The sequence below is a fragment of the Herbidospora sp. NBRC 101105 genome, from assembly GCF_030269205.1.
In the GTDB taxonomy this organism is placed as follows: domain Bacteria; phylum Actinomycetota; class Actinomycetes; order Streptosporangiales; family Streptosporangiaceae; genus Herbidospora; species Herbidospora solisilvae.
Genome location: NZ_BSSX01000001.1, coordinates 1,129,873 through 1,154,775, shown reverse-complemented (window position 1 = coordinate 1,154,775; position 24,903 = coordinate 1,129,873). Strand labels below are relative to the sequence as shown.

19 protein-coding genes are annotated in these 24,903 nt (G+C 70.1%); 6 read left to right on the top strand and 13 right to left on the bottom strand.

Annotation, left to right across the window (positions count from 1 at the left end; genetic code table 11):
• The first annotated feature begins 77 nt into the window (after positions 1 to 77).
• On the top strand, positions 78 to 839 hold the full coding sequence (locus QSK34_RS05195) for a nucleotidyltransferase domain-containing protein (RefSeq protein ID WP_285580476.1): 762 nt from the start codon (positions 78 to 80) through the stop codon (positions 837 to 839).
• 5 nt (positions 840 to 844) lie between these two features.
• On the top strand, positions 845 to 1,699 hold the full coding sequence (locus tag QSK34_RS05190) for a hypothetical protein (RefSeq protein WP_285580474.1): 855 nt from the start codon (positions 845 to 847) through the stop codon (positions 1,697 to 1,699).
• An 81-nt stretch (positions 1,700 to 1,780) separates the two neighbouring features.
• Here the strand turns inward: QSK34_RS05190 and QSK34_RS05185 are convergent, their stop codons facing one another.
• Positions 1,781 to 2,062 carry a hypothetical protein gene (locus QSK34_RS05185; RefSeq protein WP_285580472.1) on the bottom strand — a complete coding sequence of 94 codons (282 nt, stop codon included), beginning with the start codon at positions 2,060 to 2,062 and terminating at the stop codon, positions 1,781 to 1,783.
• Between the two features lie 66 nt (positions 2,063 to 2,128).
• Between QSK34_RS05185 and QSK34_RS05180 the strand changes: the two genes are divergently transcribed.
• On the top strand, positions 2,129 to 2,710 hold the full coding sequence (locus QSK34_RS05180; protein WP_285580470.1) for a TetR/AcrR family transcriptional regulator: 582 nt from the start codon (positions 2,129 to 2,131) through the stop codon (positions 2,708 to 2,710).
• On the opposite strand, the gene QSK34_RS05175 is transcribed toward QSK34_RS05180, so the two are convergent.
• Complete coding sequence (locus tag QSK34_RS05175; protein ID WP_285580468.1) at positions 2,640 to 4,115, bottom strand: hypothetical protein; 1,476 nt, start codon at positions 4,113 to 4,115, stop codon at positions 2,640 to 2,642. The two genes, QSK34_RS05180 and QSK34_RS05175, sit on opposite strands and share 71 nt — an antisense overlap.
• Before the next feature lie 723 nt (positions 4,116 to 4,838).
• On the opposite strand from QSK34_RS05175, the gene QSK34_RS05170 reads away from it, so the two are divergent.
• Positions 4,839 to 5,384, top strand: a complete 546-nt coding sequence (locus QSK34_RS05170; RefSeq protein ID WP_285580466.1) for an NUDIX hydrolase — start codon at positions 4,839 to 4,841, stop codon at positions 5,382 to 5,384.
• Here the strand turns inward: QSK34_RS05170 and QSK34_RS05165 are convergent.
• The 8 genes from QSK34_RS05165 to QSK34_RS05130 form a co-directional block, all read right to left on the bottom strand.
• Positions 5,374 to 5,574 (bottom strand): hypothetical protein, encoded by a 201-nt coding sequence (locus QSK34_RS05165; protein ID WP_285580464.1) that lies wholly within the window; start codon positions 5,572 to 5,574, stop codon positions 5,374 to 5,376. The two genes, QSK34_RS05170 and QSK34_RS05165, sit on opposite strands and share 11 nt — an antisense overlap.
• Positions 5,571 to 6,341, bottom strand: a complete 771-nt coding sequence (locus tag QSK34_RS05160; RefSeq protein ID WP_285582045.1) for an acyltransferase family protein — start codon at positions 6,339 to 6,341, stop codon at positions 5,571 to 5,573. The genes QSK34_RS05165 and QSK34_RS05160 overlap by 4 nt, the downstream gene beginning before the upstream one ends.
• A 72-nt stretch (positions 6,342 to 6,413) precedes the next feature.
• A complete protein-coding gene (locus tag QSK34_RS05155; RefSeq protein ID WP_285580462.1) occupies positions 6,414 to 7,301 on the bottom strand; it encodes a hypothetical protein in 888 nt (295 codons plus the stop codon).
• Positions 7,286 to 9,217, bottom strand: coding sequence for a terpene synthase family protein (locus QSK34_RS05150; RefSeq protein ID WP_285580460.1), 1,932 nt, complete (start codon positions 9,215 to 9,217; stop codon positions 7,286 to 7,288). Before QSK34_RS05150 ends, QSK34_RS05155 begins: the two co-directional genes overlap by 16 nt.
• 2 nt (positions 9,218 to 9,219) lie before the next feature.
• On the bottom strand, positions 9,220 to 10,638 hold the full coding sequence (locus QSK34_RS05145) for a family 2B encapsulin nanocompartment shell protein (RefSeq protein WP_285580457.1): 1,419 nt from the start codon (positions 10,636 to 10,638) through the stop codon (positions 9,220 to 9,222).
• A 178-nt stretch (positions 10,639 to 10,816) separates the two neighbouring features.
• A complete protein-coding gene (locus tag QSK34_RS05140; RefSeq protein ID WP_285580455.1) occupies positions 10,817 to 11,596 on the bottom strand; it encodes a hypothetical protein in 780 nt (259 codons plus the stop codon).
• A 102-nt stretch (positions 11,597 to 11,698) separates the two neighbouring features.
• Positions 11,699 to 14,353, bottom strand: coding sequence for an ATP-binding protein (locus tag QSK34_RS05135; RefSeq protein ID WP_285580453.1), 2,655 nt, complete (start codon positions 14,351 to 14,353; stop codon positions 11,699 to 11,701).
• A gap of 3 nt (positions 14,354 to 14,356) precedes the next feature.
• Positions 14,357 to 15,652, bottom strand: a complete 1,296-nt coding sequence (locus QSK34_RS05130; RefSeq protein ID WP_285580451.1) for a helix-turn-helix domain-containing protein — start codon at positions 15,650 to 15,652, stop codon at positions 14,357 to 14,359.
• Positions 15,653 to 15,800: 148 nt separating this feature from the next.
• Between QSK34_RS05130 and QSK34_RS05125 the strand changes: the two genes are divergently transcribed.
• A complete protein-coding gene (locus QSK34_RS05125; RefSeq protein ID WP_285580449.1) occupies positions 15,801 to 16,583 on the top strand; it encodes a glycoside hydrolase family 16 protein in 783 nt (260 codons plus the stop codon).
• 26 nt (positions 16,584 to 16,609) lie between these two features.
• On the top strand, positions 16,610 to 20,830 hold the full coding sequence (locus QSK34_RS05120) for an nSTAND1 domain-containing NTPase (RefSeq protein WP_285580447.1): 4,221 nt from the start codon (positions 16,610 to 16,612) through the stop codon (positions 20,828 to 20,830).
• 26 nt (positions 20,831 to 20,856) lie between these two features.
• On the opposite strand, the gene QSK34_RS05115 is transcribed toward QSK34_RS05120, so the two are convergent.
• From QSK34_RS05115 to QSK34_RS05105, 3 genes are read right to left on the bottom strand one after another with little or no spacing between them, the layout of a single operon-like run.
• Positions 20,857 to 22,488, bottom strand: a complete 1,632-nt coding sequence (locus QSK34_RS05115; RefSeq protein ID WP_285580445.1) for a hypothetical protein — start codon at positions 22,486 to 22,488, stop codon at positions 20,857 to 20,859.
• Entirely contained in the window at positions 22,488 to 23,954 is a 1,467-nt protein-coding gene (locus QSK34_RS05110) for an FGGY-family carbohydrate kinase (protein WP_285580443.1), read from the bottom strand. The genes QSK34_RS05115 and QSK34_RS05110 overlap by 1 nt, the downstream gene beginning before the upstream one ends.
• Positions 23,951 to 24,898, bottom strand: coding sequence for a LacI family DNA-binding transcriptional regulator (locus QSK34_RS05105; RefSeq protein WP_285580441.1), 948 nt, complete (start codon positions 24,896 to 24,898; stop codon positions 23,951 to 23,953). Before QSK34_RS05105 ends, QSK34_RS05110 begins: the two co-directional genes overlap by 4 nt.
• Between the last annotated feature and the right edge of the window lie 5 nt (positions 24,899 to 24,903).

Genomic DNA, 24,903 nt, shown 5'->3' with positions numbered 1-24,903 from the left:
AGGTCAGCGACCGCAGGGTGAGGGGCTGGAACAACACGGCGTCTCCTTAGTTCGATATTTATCGTACTATTCAGCCTATGACCGGCTGGACGCGGCACAGCACCCCCGAGTTCGCGGCCATCGCCGCGGACCACTCGATCCTGCGCTGCGAGATCGGCTCACGCCTCCACGGCACCACCGTCGGCGACACCGGCGACCGCGACGAGCTGGGCATCTGCGTCGAACCGCCGGAATACGTGATCGGGCTGCGCACCTTCGAGCAGTACATCCACCGCTCGGTGCCCGAAGGGGTCAGGTCGCGGCCGGGCGACCTCGACCTGACCGTCTACAGCCTGCGCAAATGGATGAGGCTGGCGCTCGACGGCAACCCGACCGTGCTGCTGGCCCTGTTCGCGCCCGACGCGACGGTCACCCCGCTCGGCGCGGAGCTGCTGGCCGAGGGCCCGTCGTTCATCCTGTCGCGGCGGGCCGGCGACCGGTTCATCGGCTACCTGCGCGCCCAGCGCGACCGCGGCCAGACGCCGAAGGCGGCCGGGCACATGGTCCGGCTCGGCCTGCAGGGCGTGGAACTGCTGGAGACCGGGCGGATCACGCTGCCGATGCCGCGGCGCGACGTCATCGTGGCCATCCGGACCGGCGAGATCGGGCGCGAGGAGGCCCTCGCAATGGCGGCGGACCTGGAGCGGCGGCTGGCCGAAGCGGCTCCGGTGAGCGTGCTGCCGGAGCATCCGGACGAGGCGCGGGCCGACGCGTGGCTGGTGGACGCGTACCGGAGAACCTGGGCCTCCAACCAGGTGGATGAAACCACCGATGCCCGGACGCTCCGGACGATTCGATAGGGCGGGTGCGCCGACACCACCCGAAACCGTCCTTACGCCAGCGGCTGCTGCGCAAGCCCGCCCTGGTCGTCGGCGGAGCGCTGCTGACCGTCCTCACCGGCACGATCGCGGCGGTCACCTCCGACGCGGCCAAGCTCGTGGTGCTGGCCTCCCCGTCGCCCACCCCGATCGCCAGGCCGGTGGTCGTCGCGGCGCTGAAGGTCCGCGACCTCGACCCGGGTGACACCTTCGTCTTCCCGGCGGCCTACCGGCCCGACGCCGCGACGCTGCGGAGGATCAACGAGCTGCGCGACTCGCCGGACATGGACGAACTGGCGGTCCTCATGCGCTCGCTCGGCGGGGTCGACGTGCACACCCTGGGCACCCGGTTCGTGCTGGAGAACGTCTCGAAGCTCGACGTCCGGATCCTGGACCTGCGGGTGTCCGCCGACTGCCGCGCGCCCCTCGGCGGAACGGTCTTCTACTCGCCCCCGCAGGGCGGCGAGCTGCTCGTCGACCTCTCCTTCGACCTGGACGCGCGCCATCCGATCCCCCGATTCATGGAGAAGTACGGCTGGTCGGAGAAGAGCTGGTTCGACACTCAGACGGTGCTGCTCGCGCCCGGCGAGCAGCAGGTCTTCGACGTGCAGGTGGAGACCGGGCGCTACTGCGAGTACCGGCTCATCGCCGACGTGCTGCAGAAGCAGAGGACGGTGACCCTGACGATCGACGACGGCGGCGCCCCCTTCCGGGTCACCGGGATGCCGCCGCTGCGCAAGGCCCCGGCGCTCTACACCGCGAGCATCTTCAACCCCGACACCTGCGACGACTTCGCGCCGGTCGACCCGTCGACCTACGACGAGGTCAACCTGCGCTGCTGACGCAGCTCACGCCGCGCCGCCGGGTCGGCGAGGTCCAGCGGCCGTTGACGATGACGGCGGCGTACAGGACCAGATGGACGATCAGCGACGCCAGCACCCAGGGGCCACGCCGAGCCACCACGAGGCGAGCGCCCCGGCGCCCGGCTCGCCGGCGACCTGCGCCGCGCCCACCACCCGGATGACCACGAGGCCACCCAGCGACCAGCGCAAGAACAGGCGGGAGTCGGCCGGGTCGAGCAGCACCAGCGGCGGCCGGTAGCGGGCGGCGGCCTCGGCGGGGCGGCCGAAGGCATCGACGACCCGGCGGGCGGCGGCCGGGTCGATGCGGCCGCCCAATTCGGCGGCCACGTCCATGGATTTCATGATCATTACGGCGGCCGGAAGGGTAACCTAGATCGACATTTCCCACCCGATCAGGAGAACTCCGCGATGGTCACCGACGTGCCGGACCCGGCGGCGCCGGAATCGCTCCGCAAGGACCAGCGTGAACGCCGCGCCCGCATCGTCAGGACCGGCCTGCGGGCCCTGGCGGGCAGCGACTACGACAGGATCAAGGTCTCCGACGTGGCCCGCGACGCCGAGGTCGCGCTCGGCACCCTCTACCGGTACTTCTCCTCGAAGGAACACCTCTTCGCGGCCGTCTTCGACGAATGGCAGGACGGCCTGCGCCGCAGGCTCGGCCGCCTCCCCCTTGAGGGCGACACGCCAGAAGACCGCCTGCGGTCCGTCGTGCACGCCGCCATCCGCGCGTTCCAGACGCAGCCGCAGTTCTACCGGCTGATGATCGTCCTGCAGACCACCGACGACCCCCGCGCCGCCGAGGTCTACACCCCGCTCGACACACTGTTCGCCGACGTCATGCGCACGGCCGTCGACGGCGTGGACGAGACCGTCGTCTCGACTCTGCGCGCCGTCGCCGACCAGGGCTTACGCGCCTGGATCAGGGGGCGGCTGCCGATCGAGGCCGTCTACCAGGGCGTCGACGACACTCTTGGGCTGATCTACCGCTAGCGCTGCTACTTCTTGGTCTTGCGGCGCTTGGACGTGGTCTTGCGCTGCTCGCCGCCGACGGTCTTGCGCTTGGAGAACCTCGCCTCCCTCGGCTCGGCCGGATAGGCGCTGCCGATGAGCTCGGGCAGCTTGACGCCGCTGTTGCCTCGTCCTCGCTGGAGTCGTAGCCGGAATCCTTCTGGCCCTTCTGGGTGAAGGAGACGATCTCGGCGATGATCGCCTCTCGCCCTTCGGGGGTCGACATCGCCTTCACCAGGTACTCGTCGGCGCTGGTGCGGGCTTCCGCCTTCGACGGGATCTGCAGAAAGGCGCGCAGCAGCGACGGCCGGGCCAGGCTGGCCGGCGCGGGCCAGCCGGAGCCGTAGGTCTTGGCGTGGGTGCCCGACGGCGTCAGCGTGACGCCCTCGGCGCGGAGCGCCTGGATCATGAGCCAGCACTTGAAGCAGCACAACTTGGAGATGCCGATCGCGATCTTGGCATCGGTGATCCGCCGGGACAGCCGGGCCCGCCTCCCGTCGTTGATCTTGTCTTGGAGCGCCGCCTCGCGCTTGGTGAGGTCCTCGTCGTCGGACCATCCGGCCTCCTCGCCGAGGGCGCTCGACCGCTGCCGCAGCAGCACGTCACCGGCCTGCGTCTCCGCGTGGATCTTCATCCCGCGCGCCGCCTCGTGGGTCATCACCCGCAGGTCGTCCCACTGCTTCTCCAGGGAGGCCAGGTAGTCGAGCGTCTTGCGGAGCCGTCGCTCGCCCCGGCGCAGCACGTCGGGGGGCAGCTTGCCGTCCTTCAGCTTGCGGACCTCCATCTTCTGGCCGACCATCTCGTCGAACATGGCGCCGATGTCGTCGGCGGCCGCGCGCCGGCCCTCCATCGCCAGGTCGAAGGGCCGCTTGAAGTCGGCGCCGAGCCCGGCGTCGGCCGAGTTGGCGAACAACCGGATCTCGTTCTCCAGCATGGTGACCACGGCCACGCACCCACGGCTGGCCTTCAAGTTGGCGAGCACCCAGGCCAGCCGGTCGAGCGACCGCTGTTCGGCGGTGTTCACACGGACCCCGGCGACCAGCTCGTTCTTGATCTTCCGCAGCCGGGCGGCGGTGGCCTGCCTGATGCCGGCGTTCTGCCGGGTGGACGCCTTCCGCGGCTGATCGGTCGCCGGATCGCCGAGCAGCGCCAGGCCGCCGAGCCGGGCCAGCTCCAGATCGTAGAGACCGACGTCCTCGCCGATGGCGACGAAGAACTGCTCGATTTCCTGGCGGACGAACGGATCGCCGTCCAGGACGTGTTCGATGACCATCTCGGCCAGGATCTTCTCGGGCAGGACCGTGTCGGGCGGGAACCCGAGCAGCCGGGAGAGGGCCGTCCAGACAGCGCCGTCGTCCTTGTACGGCACACTGTCGAGCGCCCTCATGAGTTCCTGGGGCGTGGTTGCCCGGCTGACGCCGTAAACCTTCCCGAACCAGAACTCGTAGCCCTTCTCGCTGTAGAGCTCGGCGACCCCCGCGTCGTCGAGCAGCTTCTGGGCGACCTCGTCGCCCTTGTCGACCCGTTCGACGAAGGCCTCGAAGCCGTCCTCCCTCGCCAGGTCGAGGATCGGCAGGGGGCCGGATCGTCGAGCTCCCTCTTCTGCTGCTTCACGGGCCTGTTCTGCTTGAGCATCGCGGCACTCCCGTCGTGGTCAGGTCATCCGGAGGCCCTTGGTCTTGCGCAGGCGCTCGGCCGCACATCGCGAACGTGCCGATCCGTCTGATCATCGCCGCGCGGGCCGCAGGGTCGGGCAGGTGCCGGATCAGGGTCTTCTCGGTGATCGTGCGCTCGTTCTCGTCGTCGGGGATCTGGAGGTAGGCCCGCCGGCGCGAAGGTTCCCTCGGCCGCCTCCGCACGGCAGGTCCTCCCGATCGCGCGCGATCGTCTTGCCGGTCCCCTCGTCGTCGGCGTCGTCGCGGTCGTCGTCCTCTTCGGTCACGTTCATCGGCTGCTTGGGAGGCATGCCGCTCCTCTCGTCAGCTTGGAACGTGCCAATCCCGGCGGGAAGCCGTATCCCTGCGCAGAATGCACGCGTGCGTCCGACCCGTCAAGACGGCATGCCTCACAATGGGCTCGTCAGCGTTTCCGGAGGGGGTCGGCTCCGCCCATGCGCCACGAATACTGCCTGAACTGCGGCGCCGAGACCGTCGAACCGGTCACCGAGTCGGGCCGCGTCCGCCGCCGCTGCGCGACCTGCGGCCAGACCGCCGACCGCTCGCTGGTCGTCGACACGGCTTTGCGGATGTGGCACGAGACGGCGGGCGTCTTCGTCCGCGACCCGTCGGGCCGGTTCCTGTTCTTCAACCGGATCGCCTTCCCCTACGCGCTGACCATCCCCGCCGGCCACGTCGAACACGGCGAGTCGCCCGAGGTGAGCGCGGCCCGCGAACTCCACGAGGAGACCGGCCTGCGGGCGGTGTCCCTGAGGCCGATCGCCACCGAGCCCGTCGACGGCGACCAGTGCCGCCGGGGGGCCGACGGGCACGTGTGGCACACCTTCCTGACGACGGTCGGCACGGAACCGCCGGTGGCGCTCGACGAGGGCGAGGGCGACGCCTACAGGTGGCTGACCCTGGCGGAGGCCGCGGAACAGGACCTGACGTTCGCGGCCCGCCACCTGATCGGCCGTCACGCCGCCCGCCTCATGGCGTGAGCGCCGGTTCCCGGCGGCGCCCCGGCAGGTCGGTCAGCCACGGCGGGAGGATCCGGTCGATCAGCAGGCAGGCCGTCACCAGCGCCGCCGTGACCGCCGCCGGGTAGAGCGCGGCCACCACCGGCGGCGCGGCGGCCAGGTGGCCGGACACCGTCGTGTGCAGGAGGGCCAGCAGGGGCATGTGGATCACGTAGATCGGCAGGGTGCGGCGGCCCAGCCAGGCCAGACCGTCGCCAGCAGGGAGACCAGGGTCCACACGGTCGGGATGCGCTGGGCCGACAGCAGGAGCATGGCGGCGAGCGCGCCTGCGTACACGAGAGCGACGATCGTGGTGCGGCGCCAGGTCGTGGTCGCGGCGAGCCGTTCGGCCCAGGGGCGCAGGTGCAGGCCCAGGAGGAAGAAGACGAAGTTCTGGAGGAGGGAGCCCCGGTTGCCCGGGGTGTCGAGCACGCCGGCGGCGGTGACGACCGCCAGCAGCGCCGCCGCGCCCAGCACGACCGGGACCGGGATCCGGCGCAGCAGTTTCGCGGCGGCGAAGTAGACGGCCAGGGCGTACAGGTACCAGAGGTTGGGCGGGGTGACGAAGAACTGTTCGGTGAACTCCCCGGCGCTCCGGGCGCTCAGGGTGTCGAAATCGGGGGTGAACCACAGGATCGCGGTGTGGACGAGCATCCACACCAGGTACAGGTAGAGGAACCTGGCCACCCTCGACCGGACGACCTCCTTCCACGGCCTCCGGTACGCGCTCAGCGCGAACATGCCCGAGATGGTGAAGAACAGCGGCATGCGCAGGGTCATCAGCGCGTCGCCGACGACGCCCCACAGGGCCGGGAACGGACCGGCCGTCGTCCACTCGATCCGTAACTGGCTCTTGCCGACCGTGTGCCACACCACGACCAGCAGAATGCAGACGCCCTTGGCCGCGTCGGCCCACAGGAATCGCCGCCGGGTCTCCATCGCCGTCACGTCCTCTCCACGCCGGGGATGCAACTCTCGGCGGGAGAGGACGCGGGGTCGGTGGCGGAATGCTCAGTGCGTCGAAGTACGCACCACCTGCACGCCGTCGAGGGCGCAGACGGCGTTGGGGATCGGCACGGCCACGCCGTAGTACTCGCTCACCAGGTATTCGGTGACGGCCTGCCGCGTGGTGCCGAGTTCGCGCACGACCGGGGTCTCCGGCGGGCGCAGGCCCACCACGCCCTGGCGCCGCTCCCCCGGCCGGACGACGAGGATGCTCGTCGTGTGGTCGGCTGCGATCGGCAGCTTGTCGCACGGCAGGAACGGCAGGCCGCGCCAGCCGAGGACCCGGCGGCCCGCGAACTCGACCTCGTCAGGCCGGACGCCGAACCGGTTGCACTCGCGGCCGAACGCGGCGATGGCCCGAGGGTGGGCCAGCAGGTAACGCGGCGAGGTCTGCTTGCAGATCAGGCCGTCGAGGTCGAGCGGGGTGGGCGGGCCCTGCGCCGTGACGCGGTGGCGGGCGGGCGGGGCCTGGAGGAGCGCGCGGGCGAGGTCGAGCTCCTTGCGTTCGGCCAGGGCGTCGAGGGTCAGCCGCAGTTGTTCCCCGTACTGGTCGTACGGGTCGTTGTAGAGGTCGCCCACCCGGCGGTGCACGCGCATGATCGTCTGAGCGGCGGTCAGCTCGTACTCGCGCGGGGGGTGGCCGTATTCGACGTACATGCCGGGGATCTCCGGCTCCCCCGTGTGGCCCGCGGTGACCTGGACCCCCGGCTGGGAGCTGCCCCGGCGGGCGATCGTGCGGCGCACCGTGCTCGTGCGCCGGTAGACGCCGCCGGGCAGGTCGCGCCACTCCAGGATCTCCAGCAGCCATCGCGGGGTCGTGGACGCGGTCTTCGGCGGGGTCTTGGTCGTCGTGGCCAGGGTGCGGGCCGCACCCGGGGTCAGGCTGGTCGCCACGCGTGTGCTCCTCTCGTGCCCAGGCCCGACATGCCCAGCCGGGTGTGTTCGCCGAGGTCGCCGCCCAGCCACGTCCGCAACGCGGCCACGTAGTGGTCCGGCGCCTCGGCGGCGAGGCGGTCGAACTGGGCGCGGCGGGCGGTCAGCAGGTCGCCGACCACGTCGGCGGCCCGTTGCAGGTCGCAGCCGAGGAGCCGTTGCAGGGCCAGCACCCCGTTGCTGACCTCGGTGGGCACCCCGATCCGGTCCTGGTAGGTCACCAGGTCGCGCCGCGCCGTCGCCAGATCGGCGAAGCACTCCTCCAGCGCGCCCCGGTGGGGGGCCGGGAGGCCCAGGCCGTACACGACCAGATCCACCATCAGCCCCGCGTGCTCGGCCCGGCGGGTCTGCAGGAGGTCGACCGGGTCGGGCACCCGTTCGCGGGCGCTGTTGCCGAGCTCCCACTCGCGGACCGCGACCAGCCGCTCGAAGTGGGCCGCGTCGAGCGGGGCCCTCCCCCACAGGTCGCGCAGGCCGCGTTCGACCGGGTTGACCGGCGCGGGCGGGGCGCCGGTGAGGAACAGCGGCAGCCGCCGGAGGAACGCCCTGCCGCCGGCCGGGTCGCGGCGGGCCTTGAACAGCCGGTCGACGGCGGTGTCGAGGGCGGCGAGGAAGACGTACCACTGCGCGAGCACCTCCAGCCGGTCACGCGGCACGCCGCAGTGCGCGGTGACCGCCCACGACACCGCCTGCGGCGAATAGGGCAGCCCCATGCGCCGCGCCCAGTCGGCCGCGGCGGTCCGGGCCGCCCCGGCGAACGCGCTCGACGCGGGCCGCTGCTGCGGCGGCGGGCGGAACGACACGCGCCGGTCGACCGGGCGGTGGCCCGCCCACAACCGGGCCGCCGACGTGCCGAGCCCCATCGGGTGACGCCACACCGGCACCCTCGGGTCGGCGTCCCTGGTCGCCTCGTTCATGTACCGCGACGAGCGCAGATGCCACTCGTGGGAGCCCGCGTTGGCGTCCTGCAGCGACCGGGCGACGTTCACCACGGCCAGGCGTTCGGCCGGGGTCAGCGGCAGGTCCGGCAGCTCGGTCAGCAGCGTGCTCTCGAACTGCAGCAGGCGCGAGGTGATCAGGTCGTTGGTGGTGTCGGCGGCCTCCTGCGGGGTCATCCCGAGGAACTCGCGCAGCACCAGGACGAAGTTGTTGACCTCGCCCTCCTGCTCGGTCTCCCGCTGGTAGGAGAACACGTCGTTGAGCAGCACCTGCGCGTCGGTGAACGTGTCGCGCAGGACCTGCACCGGCCGCGACGCCCACACGTGGCCCGGCAGCGGCGTGCCGTTGACCAGCTCGATCAGGTCGGCCACCCACCGGCCCGCGCCCGCGCCGCGCCGCCGTTCGAGGTAGTCGATGGGGTTCGGCACCCGCCCTTCGGCCAGGTTGCCGAGCTCCCAGAAGGCGTCGTCCATCTGCGCGAAGGTGTTGTCGCCGAACCGCCGCCGCCACTCCTCGGTCGTGCCCGGCACGGTCCGCGCCCACAACTCCCGCAGAGTCGCCTGTACGGGGTCCTCGGCGGCCGGCACCGGCTGCGCCAGGTCCACCGGCATGAACGCCCGCACGTCGGCCAGCCACGCCGCCGCGCCCGCGACGTCGCCGGTCGCCTTGTAGTGCCGCAGGAACCAGTCGTCGAAGTAGAAGCCCCAGACGTACCAGTCGGTCAGCAGGTCGAGCTGGGCCGGGGTCGCGTCCGGGAAGCAGTAGGCCGCGAACAGGGCCAGGTCGATGGAGTCGGCCCAGGCGGCGTCCCAGACGCTCTCGTCGATGAGCCCGTGCCGGGCGGCCCAGGCGCGGTTGTGCGCGCGGGCCCCCTCGACGTGCGGGTTCAGCCTCGGCGGCCAGGGGCGGTAGAAGTCGGGCAGCTCGAAGGGCCGCACGCTCAGTCCCGGTGCCCGAGCTCGACGTTCTCCAGCACGCCCAGCGCGTCCGGGACCAGCACGGCGGCGCTGTAGTAGGCGCTCACCAGGTAGGAGATGACCGCCTGCTCGTTGACGCCCATGAACCGCACGTTGAGGCCGGGCTCGTACTCGTCCGGCAGCCCCGTCTGGTGCAGCCCGACGACCCCCTGGTTCTCCTCGCCGCAGCGCATCAGCACCATCGACGACACCCCGGTGTCGCTGATCGGGATCTTGTTGCAGGTCAGGATGGGCACGCCGCGCCAGGCCGGCACCTCCCGGCCCAAGATGTTCACCGTGTTCGGATAGAGGCCCAGCTTGGAGCACTCACGGCCGAACGCCGCGATGGCGTGCGGGTGGGCCAAGAAGACCGTCGGCTCCTTCCAGACGACGGCGAGCAGGTCGTCGAGGTCGTCCGGCGTCGGCGGCCCCGACCGGGTGGAGATCCGGTGGCCGTGGTCGGCGTTGTGCAGCAGCCCGAAGTCGCGGTTGTTGACGAGCTCGTGCTCCTGCCGCTCCCGCAGCGCCTCCACGGTCAGGCGCAGCTGCTGCTCCACCTGGTTCATCGGCTCGTTGTAGAGGTCGGCCACCCGGGAGTGCACCCGCAGGACGGTCTGCGCGACCGACAACTCGTACTCGCGCGGATGGGTCTCGTAGGCGACGTAGGTGTGCGGGAGGGTGGGTTCGCCGGAGTGCCCCGACGACAACTCGATCGCCGCCTCGCCGTCGGCGTCGGTGTGCGGCGTCTCGGCGTGCAGCCGCGCGTCCAGATGCGCCCGCAGCCCCGCCGCCCGGTCGGCGACCTCGGCGAACGCCTCCTTCGTCAACGACAGCAGCACACACGGGGTGACCGCCCGGAACCCGAACTCCCAGACGCCGTGGTCGTCGATGAGGGCCTGCTCGCCGAAGTAGGCCCCGTCGGACAACACGCCCAGCGAGACGGCGTGGCCGTACTTCCCGGCGCCGAGCCGGTCGACCTTGCCGTGGGCGAGAATGTGGAACCGGTCGACCTCCTGCTCCGGCGCGACGATCAGGTCGCCGGGGGCGTACTCGGTCTGCGTGAACCGGCTCGCCAGCGCGGCCAGCACCTCGCCGTCGCCGTACCCCCGCAGCAGCGGCAGTTCTCCCAGCTCCTGCGGGATGACCTGGACCCGCGCGCCCGTCTTCAGGCACTGGATGCGGCCGTCGCCGATGGTGTAAGAGAGCCTGCGGTTGACCCGATAGGTACCGCCGGCGACCTCCACCCACGGCAGCACCTTCAGCAGCCAGCGGGAGGAGATGCCCTGCATCTGGGGGACGGACTTGGTGGTGGTGGCGAGGTTGCGGGCCGCGGCGGTGCCGAGGCTGGAGGCGTGCTCGGCGGCAGCGGCGGCGGTGAGGTCGGCGTTGATCTCGGTGGTCATCGGACGCCCTTCACGAGGGAGGGGCGGGCCCCCTCCGACGTGGATCACGTTGACGAAAAGAGGGCGCGGGGCTCGGGGACATGGGCAAGCCTTTGCCGGTTGCGTGCGCCAGGATGCCGCGCGAGCGCACGGGAAACGGCGCCCCGCCAGAGCGGAGCGCCGTGCTCATGTTTCGGGGTCAGAAGGGCTGGACGTCCTCGCAGGCGACCGGCTCAGGGTCGAGGCCGCCCTTGTCGATGACGATCGAGTCGACGCCCTGGCCGCAGTCGAGGTCGGTGTCCTTGGCCAGGTCCTTGGCGAGCAACTCGTCGTTGCCGCCCATCCCGAACAGCCTGTCGCCGGCGCCGCCGCCGTCGTCGATGCGGTTGTTGGCGTTCGCGCCGATCAGGAAGTCGCCGCCGAAGGTGGACCCGACGATGTTCTCCACGTCGCTGCGGACGTTGTCGTTGTCGATGTTGCGGCCGTCGCCGGCGTTGTTGTCGAGGCTGACCCGGACCGATCGGTCACCGCTCTTGTACGAGATCGTGTCGGTCCCGGTGCCGCCGATCCAGGTGACGGCGTGCCCCTGGGCGGACCGGCTGCTGCCGATGAGGTTGTCGTTGCCGTCGCCGCCGTTGACGGTGCCGGGGATGGAGACCCCGACGCTGAAGGAGTCGTTCAGGTCGCCCAGGTCGGCGGAGAACTCGGTCGCGCCGGTGCCACAGGTGACCGCCCGCGGCGACAGCTGCACACAGCCGCCCTTCGGGGTCAGGTTCACCGTGTCGAAGACGGCGATCTGACCGTTGAAGAGAGTGATCGACGCGCTGTTGATGCTCTGCGCGCCGGCCGTGTAGGTGATCTTGCCGTTCCTCAGCTCGACGGTGCCGGCGGTCGCGGCGTTGCCGGTGCCGGCGAAGGTCGCGGCGAGCGCGGCGGCGGCCAGGGTGACGGTGGACAGCCGGGTGATGAAGGTACGCATCTCAGTTCCTTGTCTGTAGAAGTGATTCGCGTACCAGTACGGAGGCTGCCGACCAGGCAGTTCCGGTATGTGGAGAAGTGCACACAGTGAGCGGGACGCCTGTCACTCAAGGCCTCGGAGTGGCTGACGATCGATCAGCTGACCTGGTGCGTCACGCAGGACCCTCATCAGGCGTTCGGGCAGTGCTTCCTCCAGGGGAAGATCGACGGTCTCGCCGCCGGGGCGAAGGGTGCGGCGGAACACGGCGCGCACATTCGCCGACGCGAGAACCCGCCGGACGGTTCCCAGGTTCACGATCGCCATCCGCACCATCGCGACCGGGCGGCGCGCCCGCAGCAACGCGACAAATGTGGAGGCGAGCGCCTGGTCGGCGCCGCTCCGCTCTCCGATCTTCCGGTACAGGGCGAGACTGTCGGAGAACAGATCGACTGCTCGTGCGTGCTGTCCCGAGAGCAGCGCGCAATGCCCGAGGTTCCGCGTGGCGCACGCCTCCCCGTAGGTGAGGTCGAGCGTTCGGAATAGCCGGAGGCTGGTTTCGTGCTGTTCTACCGCCTCGGCGATCTGCCCGAGCTCTTTCAGCACGGCGCCGAGATTCTCGTGTCCCCACGCGACGCGCCGCTGGTCACCAGTGGTGCGCATCGCGGGTCTGAGATAGCCGAGGACGAATCGCAACAGTTCGGCGGCCTCGTCAAGACGACGCCGTTCCTTGAGGATGATCGCCACCTCGATCAGCATGCCGGCCGCGTCCAGGTAGCGTTCGGTGCGCACGTGCAGCGTGAACGCCTCGGCGAGTGCCAGGGCCGCCTCGTCGAGGCTGCCGAGTTCACGGGCCGCCAGCGAGAGCCAGAAATACGCGTCCGCCGCCGACTCGAACTGTCCTGCGCCGACGAAGTACACGGCGGAACGGCCGAGGACCGCGACCGAGTCCCGCAGCCTTCCGACTCTGCGAAGAACCCGTCCCCGATGGCATTCGGCCCTCATCATCAGGACCTCGTCTCCGAGGGCCGTGGCGGCCCGTTCCGCGATGTCCACGAGTTCCAGAAGTTCGCCATAGTGCGCACTGGTCTGTTCCAGGCACGGCAGCAGCGCGTTCGCGATCTCCCAGACGTCTGACGGGTCGGTCGCGCTGTTGATGGCGGCCCGCAGGTTCTGTCTCTCCAAGCCCAGCCACCGCGTCGGAGAGACATCGTTCTCGTACGCGAGTTCCAGCCTGGCGACCGGCCCCTGCCTGCCGAGGGCTGCGGCGGCCATCTTGATCTGGGCGGCATAGACACCGGTCACCCGGCGGATCACATCGAGCCGCTCGGACTCGGGCAGGAGCTCAGCAGCGAACAGCCTGATGAGATCGTGGAAATGGAACCGCACAGCGGTGCGAGCGTCCATGAGCTGGGCGTCCACCAACTCGTCCAGCGCGATCTCGACATCGCCTATCGACAACTCCGCGGCCGCTCCCGCGACCTCCAGCCCGAAGTCGGAACCAGGGGCCGCGGACAGCCGCCGGAGCACGTCGGCCGTGGCGGGAAGGAGTTCGAGGTAGCTGAGGTTGATCGACGCCCGCACCTCCAGATCGCCCAGGCGGAGCTCGTCGAGCCGGCGTTTCTCGTCGGCCAGGCGGCGGGCGAGCTCGGACACCCGCCACCGTGGCCGACTCCGCAAGCGGCCACCGACGATCCGAAGGGCCAGCGGCAATCCGCCGCAATGCCGGAGAATCTCGGCCGTCGCGCCTGGCTCCGCGTCGAGCCGCTGCTCCCCGGCGAGACCCGCGAACAGGGCGTACGCGTCGTCTGGCGGCATGGTGTCAAGAGTCACGGCCGGTGGTGCCTCGGCCAGATCGGCGAGCGGTCGTCTCGACGTCACGAGAACGACGCTGTCGCCTCCGTTCGGCAGGAGGGTGCGGACCTGATCCTCGTCGGCGGCGTCATCGAGAACGACGATCAGGCGCCGCCGCCGGAGCAGTTCCTGGTAGCGCAACTCGACGTTGTCGTCGTCACCCGGGCCCGAGTCGAGCGCGCGGGTGACCGCGCGACGCACGGCGGCAGGCAGGAGCGGATCGGGCCGCATCCCCCGCAGATCGATGTACAGCTGCCCGTCCGGGTATCTGTCGGCGATCAGATGGGCGAGGTGGATGGCCAGCGCCGACTTGCCCACGCCTGGTTTGCCGGCGATGGTGACGACACCGTGTCTTCCGGCCAGGGCGCGGACCGTGTCGAGCTCCCGGCGACGCCCGGCGAATCCGTGCACGTCCCGGGGCAGTGCCTCGACCAGTGTGGGTGCGTCGCTGCGCCGGTCACGTCTGGACAGCCGGGGCACCATCGCCGACAGCTCGTCGCCGATCCTGGCGAGGTCCCGGGCGGAGTTCCGATGGTGGAGCCGCAGGTACTGGCATCTCCCCAACTGGCAGATGTCGTGAGGCAGGGCGTCTGGTGACAACCGGCCGACGTCGTCGACGAGCACGGGAATTACCGGCACACCCGTGGAGAAGGCGAGTGCTATCTCGGTACGAACCCAGTCGCCCGCAGCGTCGATGCGCCGGAGCCCCTGCTCGTCCGGCAGTAACCAGCGGCGGCCGATGATCGCGATCAAGACGGACGAATGCCGGACGGCCTCACGCAGCCGCACCTCGAAGTCCTGCCCCGGCGTGATCGACCGTGGTGCCCGGAAGACCATGTCCGCACCGAACCGTCGGCTGAGTTCACCGTCCAGAACGACGGCCCAGGCAGCGTCCTCATTCCGGTAGTTGACGAAGATCGCCGCCATCGCTCACCTGACCAGGGCGACGGCGATTTTCGGCCGTATGGCGGCGACGGACTCATGACCGGCCCATCTGCGTAGCAGAACATCGACGTCATGGAGTTCCTTCCTGATCGTCGCCGAGTCCACCACGTCCACGGAGTGCAACAACGTCTCCAATTCCTCCGTCGCCGTCCCGACGTCTCCCACGGCCAGCCGGGCGGCGACCAGTTTCAGGCCGAACCTGGCCCGGCTCCGATGTGAGGACGAGGGAATCGAACCGACGGCGGATTCCAGCATCCGCATCCCCTCCCCGGGGCTGCCGAGCTCGACCAGGCACCCTCCGGTGACGATGGCGGTGAGATCGGGCACGGTGCTCGGGCCCAGGTCCGGAGTGTTCGTCATCGACGTGAGCGAGAAGTCCGCCAACGCACGGGCACGTTCCAAACTGCGACGGCACCCGGTCACGTCGGCCGCGAGGGCCTGCCCCTGGGCCATGCGGAGAGTCGCCAGCCACTTCAGCCTTGACCCGGTCCCACCGCGCACCGTGATGTGCTCCACCAGTCCGGCCGCCATCCGCCCATCGCGACCATAGAGGGCGATGAGCGCCTTTCTGACCTGGCAGTAGTCGACAAGCTCACGGTCGCCGCCCTCCTTGGCCATCGCTGCGGCCCGGTCGGTCCAGTGAAGTGCCAGCGTGTCGTCTCCGAGCTCCTGCGCCATCCACCCGGCGAACTCCGAGACCCGGGACCCGAGGAGCAGGGCCTTGGCCCTCATCCGGCCAGTGGAGTGCCCGACCACTTGGTCCACGCCCCGCGCGATGATCAACGCGAGCGGGAAGACCAGCCGAGGGGTCGCCGATCTGCCGAGATGGCGTGTCAGTTCGAACATCGGGGCCCAGAGTCGCAGAGCCTGCTCGCGACCGGCGACGGGCCAGCCCGCCCGGGCCGTGGACGTGACGACGGGCCCCAGGATCCCGAGCAGTTCCCGGTGACTGACCAGGTGCAGGCCCGACACTCCGGGGAAGTCGGCCCCGAGTGTCATGATCCATGTGATGGGGTTCGTCACCGGCGGGGAATCCTCCGCGACGGTCGACTCCCGGCGGCCGAACAGGTCGTCGTACACGGAGATCAGAGCCCCGTCCGCTTCGAGCGCGCCGTCGCAGTGGAGAGCGAAGGACCGTGTCGGCCGGCGTTCGCCGCGCTCGATTCTGCTGATGTGGCCGGTGTCGTAGCGAACGATTTCGGCCAGGCTTTTCTGCGACATTCCCTTGGCCAACCGCACACGCCGTAACCGGAATCCGAAATCTTCCTCCCCAGAAGTCACTTGCGGACCTCAATTCATGATCGATTGCGTATTGCCAGGATCACAGGCTAATAGGCAACGACTATTCCACAGAGGAGCCGCCGGTGATCCTTTCCTTACTTGCCCGGACCGGTGAAACGTCCGTCCGGGAAGAGCACGAGGAGGCATCTTGCCAGCAAAAAGGATCACGGCCGTCGCCGCCGGTGCCGTTCTGGTCGGGGCGTTCACCGTAACGGCTCCGGCGGAGGCCGTCGGTCTGGAACACGCGGCGGCGGCCACGAAGGCGTGCCCGTCCGCCGGAAAGGCGCCCAAACTCAACTGGGGGAAGCCGACGTTCGTCGATGACTTCACCGGCAGCGGTCCCAACAAGAACAACTGGTTCATCTACCACTATCCCAAGGACCGGATCCCCCGGGTCAGGGAAGCCATCCAGGTGCGCAATGGGGCACTCGAGATCGCGAGCGGGCTTCGCGGCGGCCGGGAGACCTACGGTGGGCTCATCCACAAACAGCGGATCAAGTATGGAAGATGGGAAGTCCGGGTCCGCGCGGACAGGGGCGCCGGCTTCCGCCCGGTCGTTCTGTTGTGGCCTCCCGAACCGATCGCGAAATGGCCGGACGACGGCGAGATCAATCTCATCGAGATGCACGACGGCGCCCGGAAGAAGGCCCTGCACTTTCTGCACTTCGGCCCGAATGACGACAAGTGCGACTGGCTCGTCAGAAAGAACTTCACCAGATGGCACACCGTCGCCGTCGACTGGCTGCCCAACCGTATTACCTTCTGGGTCGACGGCAAACAGACCGTTTCCATCACCGACCGGAAGTACATTCCCACGACTTCGGTCATGCAACTCGCGTTGCAGAACGACCCCGAATGCTGCCGGAACGGCGCGACCCCGAAGCTCGTCCGGATGTACGTCGATTGGGTGAAGGTGTATCGCCGGCCATGACCGAAGGGGGGAGTGCTCCTGACCGCATGCGGAAGGGTGCGGGCGGCGCCCTGCTCCGAGCGGTCAGAAGCACCGGCACGGCGGCATTACGAGCGGCCCCGCACACCCTTCTGCTCATCTTGTGTGCGGGGGCGTTCACCCCCGTGGCCCAGGCTCTGCTTGAGGGACAGTCGTTGCTCGGACCCGGCCTCGGCGTCGTGGACTCCGTGGGCGGGAACATGCTGGCGGCAGTGCTCGACCGGAGTATCCAGTCGATGCGCGGCCGGGTGAACACTCCCGAGCAGGTGGAGGCGGAGTTGCTCGCCCGGCTTGAGGCGGCGTTCGCGGACGCCGGAACCCGCGACGCACTCCTGTCGGAGGCCGGGGACATCGTGCGGCGCCTGGACCTGGCGCAGGCGGCGCTGGAGACGGTCAAGGAGCAGGAAGCCGCCCTGCATCGTGAGGTCGCCCAGGTCTACGCGGCCGTCGCCCGCTCTGGCCAGCAGACACACTTCCTCCTCCAATTGGCGCTCGAGGAGCTCACCCAGATCCAGATCGGGGTGGAGAGCGCCGCCCTGGACCTCCAGGCGGCCAAGAACCACCATCTCGACATAACCAGGGATCTCATCCACCTCCGCCGGGACACGGCGAGCATGCTGGCTCTCGTCCGAAGCGGCGCCACACCCGGAGACGGGAACGCGCCGGTGCTCTCAGGATCTCCCGAGCAGTGCCCCTATCCGGGGCTGCGGCCCTTCGACACCACCGAGGCCGCTCTCTTCCACGGCCGTGAAGCGCTGACGACGGAGTTGCTGATGACGTTCAGCGCACGTCTCGGCTCCCCCGTGTCCGTCGTGGTGACCGGGTCCTCCGGAGCCGGGAAGTCGTCGTTGATCCAGGCCGGCCTGCTCTCCTCGGTCAAGGACGGGCTCCTGGCCACACCGGGGTCCGCCGACTGGCCGCAGGTCGTCCTCACCCCCGGCGACGACCCCCTCGGCATCCTCGCCGCGGGAATCGCGGCCATCGGCTACCTGGACACCCGGTCCGTGCATGAGCGCCTGCTCGAATCCCCCTCCAGCGCCCACACCTGTCTGCGGGACGCCCTGCTCGCCCGATCTGTGAGCGGACTGCCCGGGACCGGCAAAGCGGTTGTCGTCGTCGACCAGTTCGAGGAGGTCTTCACCCGGGTTCCCGCGCCCGGCAGGGATCTCGTCATCCGCTCCTTCGTGGCCGCGCTGACCTCCCTGGGCGAGGCCCCGGCAGGTCTGCGCGCCGATCCGTTGGCGGCGATCGTGATCGGGGTGCGGGCCGACTACCTCTCGGCTTTCGCGTCGTATCCGCACCTCCAGGAGGCCGTTTCGAACGGGCTCTTCCTGGTCGGTCCCATGTCCGAACTCGAGTTCAGGGCCGCGATCACCGGGCCGGCGCTGGCCCATGCTCTGGAACCGGAGCAGGGGCTGGCCGACTTCGTCCTCGACGACATCGACGTCGACGGCCCCATCGACGCCGTCCTCCCCCTGCTCTCGCAGGCGATGGCGCACACGTGGGAGCGACGTCAGGGCAATGTGCTCACCATCAGGGGCTACGTGGAGAGCGGCGGTATCGCCAAGGTCGTCGAACACGCCACGGAGGCGATGTCCGCCGCGCTGACCTCCGAGCAACGGGCGTTGATGCGGCCGGTGTTCCTCCGCATGGTCGAGGACGCGGGGGAACAATCCTTCGTACGGAAGCCGGTGGCCTACTCCGATCTTTACGCCCGGCACCCCGACGCGGAGCACGACGTCGACGCCCTGCTCGACGAGGCTGCCCGCGCCCGGGTCGTGGTCATGAGCGAGTCGTCCGTCACCCTGGCCCACGATGTGCTGCTGACCTCCTGGTCAACGCTCCGGGCGTGGTTGCATGAGGAGACTTCCACGGCACGGGTCATCCACCGCGCGCTGGTCAGGGACACGAGGCGCTGGGAGGAAAGCGGCCGGAGCAAGGACTTCCTCTATCGAGGAGCGGCTCTCAGGGCGCTTCAGGTCGTCCGGGCCCAGTGGCAGACCGACGAGCCCGCCGCACAACGGCTGACGGCGGAGGAGGAGGCCTTCGTCCGCCGCAGCGTGCGGGCCGAGAGGAATTTCGCCAGGACGAAGGCGACTGTGGCCGCCACGCTGGCCGTGTCGGCCCTCACAGCCTCGTTCCTGGCCGTCCGTGCGGATCTTGCCGCGCGCGAGGCCGACCTGCAGCTTTCCCGGCACCTCGCGGAGAGCAGCGTCGTCATCGGCGACCATGATCCGGCCGTTTCGCAACTGCTCGCGGCGACTGCATGGCACTACGACCAGGGCAAGGAGGCCCATCGGGCACTGCGGGCGGCACTCGCCCGAGCCGGGCGGGCGGTCCTGTCCATCAATGCCGAGAAGGCGTTGAGCACCGTCTTCAGCCCCGACGGCAGGACGCTGGTGGTCGGTGCCACCGAGGGCAAGCTGGAGATCTGGGACGTCGCCACCCGCAGACCACTCTTCCGGGGTCTCGCCGGCCATACGGTGCCGGTCGAGTCGGTCGCGTTCGACGCGAAGGCACGGCGACTGGCCACTGCGGGAGGAGACGGGGTCCGTATCCGGGAGCCTCGGACGGGGAAGGTCATCGACTCCTTCGACGAGGCCAGACAGGTCAACGCGGTCGTGTTCGCCCCCGACGGCAGAACTCTCGCGGTGGCCGAACAGAACGGGCTGATCAGGATCTGGGACGTGGCGGCCCACCGCTTCGTCCGCGAACTCGCCGGTCATCGAGGTGCGGTGACGTCGCTGGCGTTCGATCACGGGACCGGCCTGCTGGCCAGTGGCGGTGCGGACCAGTCCGTCCGCCTGTGGGATCCGAACCGATCGACCTCCGCCGTCCACGTCCTCAGGGGCCACGGAGACCGCGTGACCTCGGTCGCGTTCTCATCCGACGGCGCCTTTCTGGCCAGCGGCGGCGACGACGGAACGATCAGGTTGTGGAACCCGGCCGCGGGCGTTCGGGTGGGGGCGCCTCTGCGGGGCCACACGGGATACGTGCGCGCGGTCGCGTTCGCACGCGAAGGCCATCTCCTGGCCTCGACCGGGCAGGACGACACTGTGCGCTTGTGGGACGCCGACGGCCGGAGGCAGGCGGCACAACCCCTGCTGGGTCATTCCGAGCCGGTCAACGCCGTCGCCTTCGGGCCCGGCGGAACGTTCGCCACCGCCGCCTCCGATGGTCGCGTCCGCCTGTGGCAGGTGCCGATGGTGACCACCTTCGGCTCCGATCTGTCGGGCGCCTCTCACGCGGCCTATTCGGTCGCGATCCGCCCGCAGGGTGACGTCGTCGCCTTCGGCTTGGAGAACGGCGGAGTCTCCCTGTACGACGTCCGTAGGCGCCGGATCACCCACGAGTTGCCCGCAGGCTCAGGCGGCGTCCCTCACGACATGGACTTCAGCCCTGACGGAAAGCACCTGGCGGTCGGCCACGAGTCGGGTGAGGTGCGGACGTGGACCACCGGTCCCGACGGCACGATGACCACCACACTCGTCGGTCGGACGGGGCCGGTGAACTCCCTCGCCTACAGCGGGGACGGCAGGAAACTGGCGGCCGGCGGATGGAGTTACACGGCGCTGGTATGGGATCTCGCCGGTCGTCCGCAGCCCCGTCAGCCGTACGCCCGTCACAAGCACTTCGTGCGGTCGGTGGCCCTCAACGGCGACGGGAGCGCTCTCGCGACCGGTGGAACGGACGCCGTCGCCGCCGTCTGGGACACGGCCACCGGGCGGAGGAGACACGTGCTCAACACCGAGACCGGCGTCGAGGCGGTCGCCTTCAGCCCCGACGGACGGCGACTCGCCACAGGGAACATCGACGGAGTCATCCGGTTATGGGATACATCGAGTGGAGAGCAGGTCGCGTGGATGCGGGCGTCGGCCAAATCCGTTCTGGCTCTCGTCTTCCTCGGCGACACCACCTTCGCGACCGGCGACGTCGGCGGGTCCGTCCGCATCTGGGACACGGTCAGTGGCAGGCAACTCGGCGCCACCCTCACCGCCCCTCATAGCGGCAAGGTCGGTTTTCTGGATTTTGCACTGGGTAACGGCCTGCTCGTGGCGGTCACGGTGTCGGGCGCCGTCCGCATGTGGAAGATCGCTCAACCGCGCGAGAACGTCCTGCACGACGAGGTGTGCCGTGGGGCGGCGCGCAACCTGACGGTCGACGAATGGGACCGCCTGGTTCCCGGGAGGCCACACGAGACGGTTTGTGAGCGGTACCGCCGCCCATGACCGGCGACGGCACCGCTCTCCGGTCGTCACACGTTCGCGTCTCCGCAGATGCGCACCTTCACGCCCAGTTCCTCGAACAGCGCCGCCTTCGCCACCAGCGCCCTGTCCGCCGTCTCCCCGTCAGGCGCGTACGCCACGTTCAGGTGGTTGGCCTTGTGCCGGGCCATGAACTGGTCGCGGCTGACCCCGTGGAAGACCGCGTGCATGATCGGCCACGCCGGTGTCGTCGCCTGGGACCGGCGTTCGGTCTCCTCCGCCGGCAGGGAGATCGCCGAGGCGCGGCCCAGGTCCACGTGGAGTTCGCCGTCCTGGATGAAGACGCGGCTCCACACGATCTCGCCGGGCTTGCAGACGCCCTTGATGGTCGAGCCGCCCAGCGGGAAGTAGACCGGGTCCTGCCGCCAGCCGACCGCGTCGGCGTAGCCGTTCTCGAAGTGTGACGGCGGGACCGAGCCGGAGATCTCGAAGACCCACACGAACTGGCCCGCGTACTCCTCGCCCCAGCGCACGTCGTGCAGGGTCGTGGCGGGGTCGAGGCCCATGGCGGTCCAGATGCGGTTGGTGACCAGGGCGTCGACGGCGACGCCTTCGTCGGCCTCGTTGAAGTGCGGGAGCGGGGCGTCCTGCCACAACACGCGGGAGCCGTCGCGGGAGGTGACGGGCGGGCGGGAGGCGTTGTTCAGCAGGCCTTCGGCCAGGTCGGAAGCCGGGGAGAGGTCCTTCAATCCCTGCTGGTACTGGATGCCTACAGCGTCCAGGCCGTAGTCGTCGCTGATGCGCAGGGCGGCGATGTACATCTTGTACTGCCACCGGAGCTGGGCCTCGGTCAGTTCGGTGGCCTCGTCGGTGCCCAGTCGGAAGGTCATGCCCTGGGAGCGGAGCCACGCGCCGACGGCGTCGGCCTCCTCGTCGGAGGTGCGGAGCATCTCGGCCCACAACGCGCTCTGCGACAGGCGTTCCTTGTAGATGCCGATCGGGTTGAGCAGTTCGTCGTCGATGATCGCGTTGTACATGCCCATGCAGCCCTCGTCGAAGACGCCGATGATCGCCTTGTCGGTGAGGAGCTGGCGGGCCAGGGCGACGCCCAGGTCGCGTTCGGGGCTTTCCGGCAGTTTCGGCAGGTCGTGGACGTGGGAGGCGTCGTGCGGGATCGTCCCGGTCTCCACCCAGCTCTTGATGCCGGCTTTGAACCAGTCGTCCTGGAAGTCGACGCTCCAGATCGTCGAGTACGCCACTCCCATCTTCGTCATGCCGGAGTTCAGGCCGAGCAGGCCGACGAGGCCGGGCCAGGTGCCCTCGAAGTTGGCGACCGTGAGGATCGGGCCCTGGTGGGTGCGCAGACCGGCCAGCACGTGGTGGCTGTACTGCCAGACCGCCTCGGCGACGATCAGGGGGGCGTCCGGCGGGATGGTCTTGAAGACCTCCAGGCCCATGCGCTGGCTGGAGATGAAACCGTGGCCGGTCGCCGGGTCGACGTCGTTGGCGCGCACGACCGTCCAGCCGAGTTCGGCGAAGGCGGCGGTCACGTCGGCCTCCATCTTGACCTGGGTGGGCCAGCCCGCCAGGTTGGCCGACAGGCGCAGGTCGCCGCTGGCGATCAGGTAGGCGGTCTTCGGCGGCGCGGCGGGGCGTTCGGGTGTCGGGGGGAAGGTGTACATCAGCGGGTTCCTCCGGTGGAAAGGCGGCGTTCCCGGGCCGCGAGGGCGTGGGAGATCTCGCGGGTGGCGGGATAGAGGTCGAGGTAGAGGGTGTAGAGCTCGTCGTAGGCCGGGTCCGGCACGGGGGTGACGGTGGTGGCCGGGGGGTTCCAGTCGGTGATGGCCGCGCCGGTGGCCGCGCGGGCCGCCAGGTAGGCGGCGCCGTAGGAGGCGCCGATTGTGGTGGTCGGGATGACCTGCGGCAGGCCGGTGACGTCGCTGACGATGCGGGTCCACAGCCCGCCCTGGACACCGCCGCCGACCGCGACCACCCGCGAGACCTCGGCGCCGGCCGCGCGCAGCGCCTCGACGTTGTGCCGGACACCGAGCGCGGTCGCCTCCAGGGCGGCCCGGTAGAGGTCACCCCGGGTGTGGCTGAGGGTGAGGCCCGCGATGATCCCGCGGGCGTCGGGATCTTGGATGGGGGTGCGCTCCCCCGCGAAGTAGGGCAGCATCAGCAGGCCGTGCGCGCCGGGCCCGGAGGCCTCCGCCTCGGCGAGCAGGGCCGGGAAACCGGTTCCGGTCAGGTCGCTCAGCCACGAGGTGATCGCGCCGGAGGTGGCCATGCCCCCGGCGAGGTTGTGGGAGCCGGCGTACGCGCCGACCGTGCCCCACATCGAGGGGGTGCGCAGCGGGCGGCCGACCGTGGCGATGAGGAACATCGTGGTGCCGTACATCAGCATGAGGTCGCCGGGGTTGCAGGCGTCGACGCTGACGGCTTCGGTCCAGGCGTCGATCGAGCCGGTGATCACGGGGGTTCCGGCGGGGATGCCCGCCAGGTTCGATCTCACCGTCCCGGCGATGTCGTCGGACCAGCGCAGCCGGGGCAGTTCCAGGCCGGGGGCGACGAGCGGGGCCCATTCGGGGTCCCAGCCGGTGCCGTCGTACATGGGGGTGCACTGGCTGGCCGAGTGGTGGTCGAGGGTGTATTCGCCGGTCAGCCGGTGGAGCAGCCACGACGCGGGCATGAACAGGCGGCGCGCCCTGGCCCACACCTCCGGCTCGTGCCTGGCCACCCACCGCAGTTTGGGGCCGACGGCCTGGGACGACAGGATCGACCCGCAGCGGTCCAGGATCGCCGCGGGGCCGCCGAGGAGCTCGTTGAGCTCGGAGATCTCCTCCGACGCCCGGGTGTCGACGCCGTAGAGGATCGCCGGGCGCAGCGGGACGCCGTCGGCGTCGGTCAGCAGGGCGCAGGGGCCCATGCCGCTCACCCCGACCGCGGTGATCTCCTTGCCGGTGGTCAGCTCCTCGGCCAGGGAGACGAACTCGGCCCACCAGACCTCGCCGTCCATCTCCACGTGGCCGGGGTGGGGGCGGGCGACCCGGTGTTCGCGTACGGAGGAGGCGAGAACGGTTCCCGAGCCGTCGACCAGGACGCCCTTGCTCGACGAGGTGCCGATGTCGACACCGAAGAACAACGTCACAATCTCTCCCGGGTGTTCGTGTCGCGCAGGATGACCGTGCGCGCGGGTCCGTCGTCGCCGGCGATGCGGGCCAGCAGCAGGGCCGCCGCGGCCTCGCCGAGGTTGCGGGCGGGCAGGTCGACGACCCGCACGCCCTCGCGTTCGAGCGACGTGAAAGGAAGATCACCGAATACGGCCAGGCCGAACCGGGGCGGTTCGAGCCCGCGTTCGCGCAGGACGTCGAGCGCCCCGGCGGCCATCAGGTTGTTGGTGACCACGACGGCGTCCGGCGGCTCGTGCAGCGACAGCAGGTCGCGCATGGCGGTCCGGCCGCCGTCGACGCGGTAGTCGGCGTAGCGGAGCAGCCGGTCGCCGGACCACGCGGTGGCCTGGCGCCAGCCCTCCATCCGGAGTTGTGCCGTCTCGACCGACCGCGGCCCGGTGATGCAGGCGACCCGGGAGAACCCGGCCGCCAGCAGCACCTCGGCGGCGACCCGGCCGCCGGCCCGGTTGTCGACGGTGACCGCGTCCACGTCGGGGCGGTGCAGGCTGCGGTCGACGGCCACCACCGGAACCCCGTGCTCGATGAGTCTCTGCACGTCGCTGGCCCCGTCGGCGGGCGCGATCAGCACCCCGGCCATGTGCTCGGCCAGGGCGATGCCCATGTACGTCTGCTCGCGCTCCGGATCGTCGTCGGTGTTGCACAACACGACCGAGTAGCCCCCGGCGCGGGCCCGGTTCTCCACGCCGCGCGCCAGCGCGGTGAAGAACGGGTTCTCGACGTCGGGGATGATCAGGGCGATGACCTCGGAATACTGTCCGCGCAGGCGGCGCGCGGCCCGGCTGGGGGTGAAGCTCAGCTCCGTCATGGCGGCCCGCACCTTGCGTTCGGTCTCGGGCGAGACGCGGGCGCCGTTGATGACCCGGCTGACGGTGGCCGCCGACACCCCGGCTTGGGCAGCCACCTGGT

Bases quoted from the DNA above. Each gene is read 5' to 3' on its own strand.
- QSK34_RS05120 (WP_285580447.1), top strand. From the start codon at position 16,610: ATGCGGAAGGGTGCGGGCGGCGCCCTGCTCCGAGCGGTCAGAAGCACC.
- QSK34_RS05180 (WP_285580470.1), top strand. From the start codon at position 2,129: ATGGTCACCGACGTGCCGGACCCGGCGGCGCCGGAATCGCTCCGCAAG.
- QSK34_RS05145 (WP_285580457.1), bottom strand. From the start codon at position 10,638: ATGACCACCGAGATCAACGCCGACCTCACCGCCGCCGCTGCCGCCGAG.
- QSK34_RS05115 (WP_285580445.1), bottom strand. From the start codon at position 22,488: ATGTACACCTTCCCCCCGACACCCGAACGCCCCGCCGCGCCGCCGAAG.
- QSK34_RS05170 (WP_285580466.1), top strand. From the start codon at position 4,839: ATGCGCCACGAATACTGCCTGAACTGCGGCGCCGAGACCGTCGAACCG.
- QSK34_RS05140 (WP_285580455.1), bottom strand. From the start codon at position 11,596: ATGCGTACCTTCATCACCCGGCTGTCCACCGTCACCCTGGCCGCCGCC.
- QSK34_RS05160 (WP_285582045.1), bottom strand. From the start codon at position 6,341: ATGGAGACCCGGCGGCGATTCCTGTGGGCCGACGCGGCCAAGGGCGTC.
- QSK34_RS05135 (WP_285580453.1), bottom strand. From the start codon at position 14,353: ATGGCGGCGATCTTCGTCAACTACCGGAATGAGGACGCTGCCTGGGCC.
- QSK34_RS05185 (WP_285580472.1), bottom strand. From the start codon at position 2,062: ATGAAATCCATGGACGTGGCCGCCGAATTGGGCGGCCGCATCGACCCG.
- QSK34_RS05195 (WP_285580476.1), top strand. From the start codon at position 78: ATGACCGGCTGGACGCGGCACAGCACCCCCGAGTTCGCGGCCATCGCC.
- QSK34_RS05175 (WP_285580468.1), bottom strand. From the start codon at position 4,115: ATGAGGGCGCTCGACAGTGTGCCGTACAAGGACGACGGCGCTGTCTGG.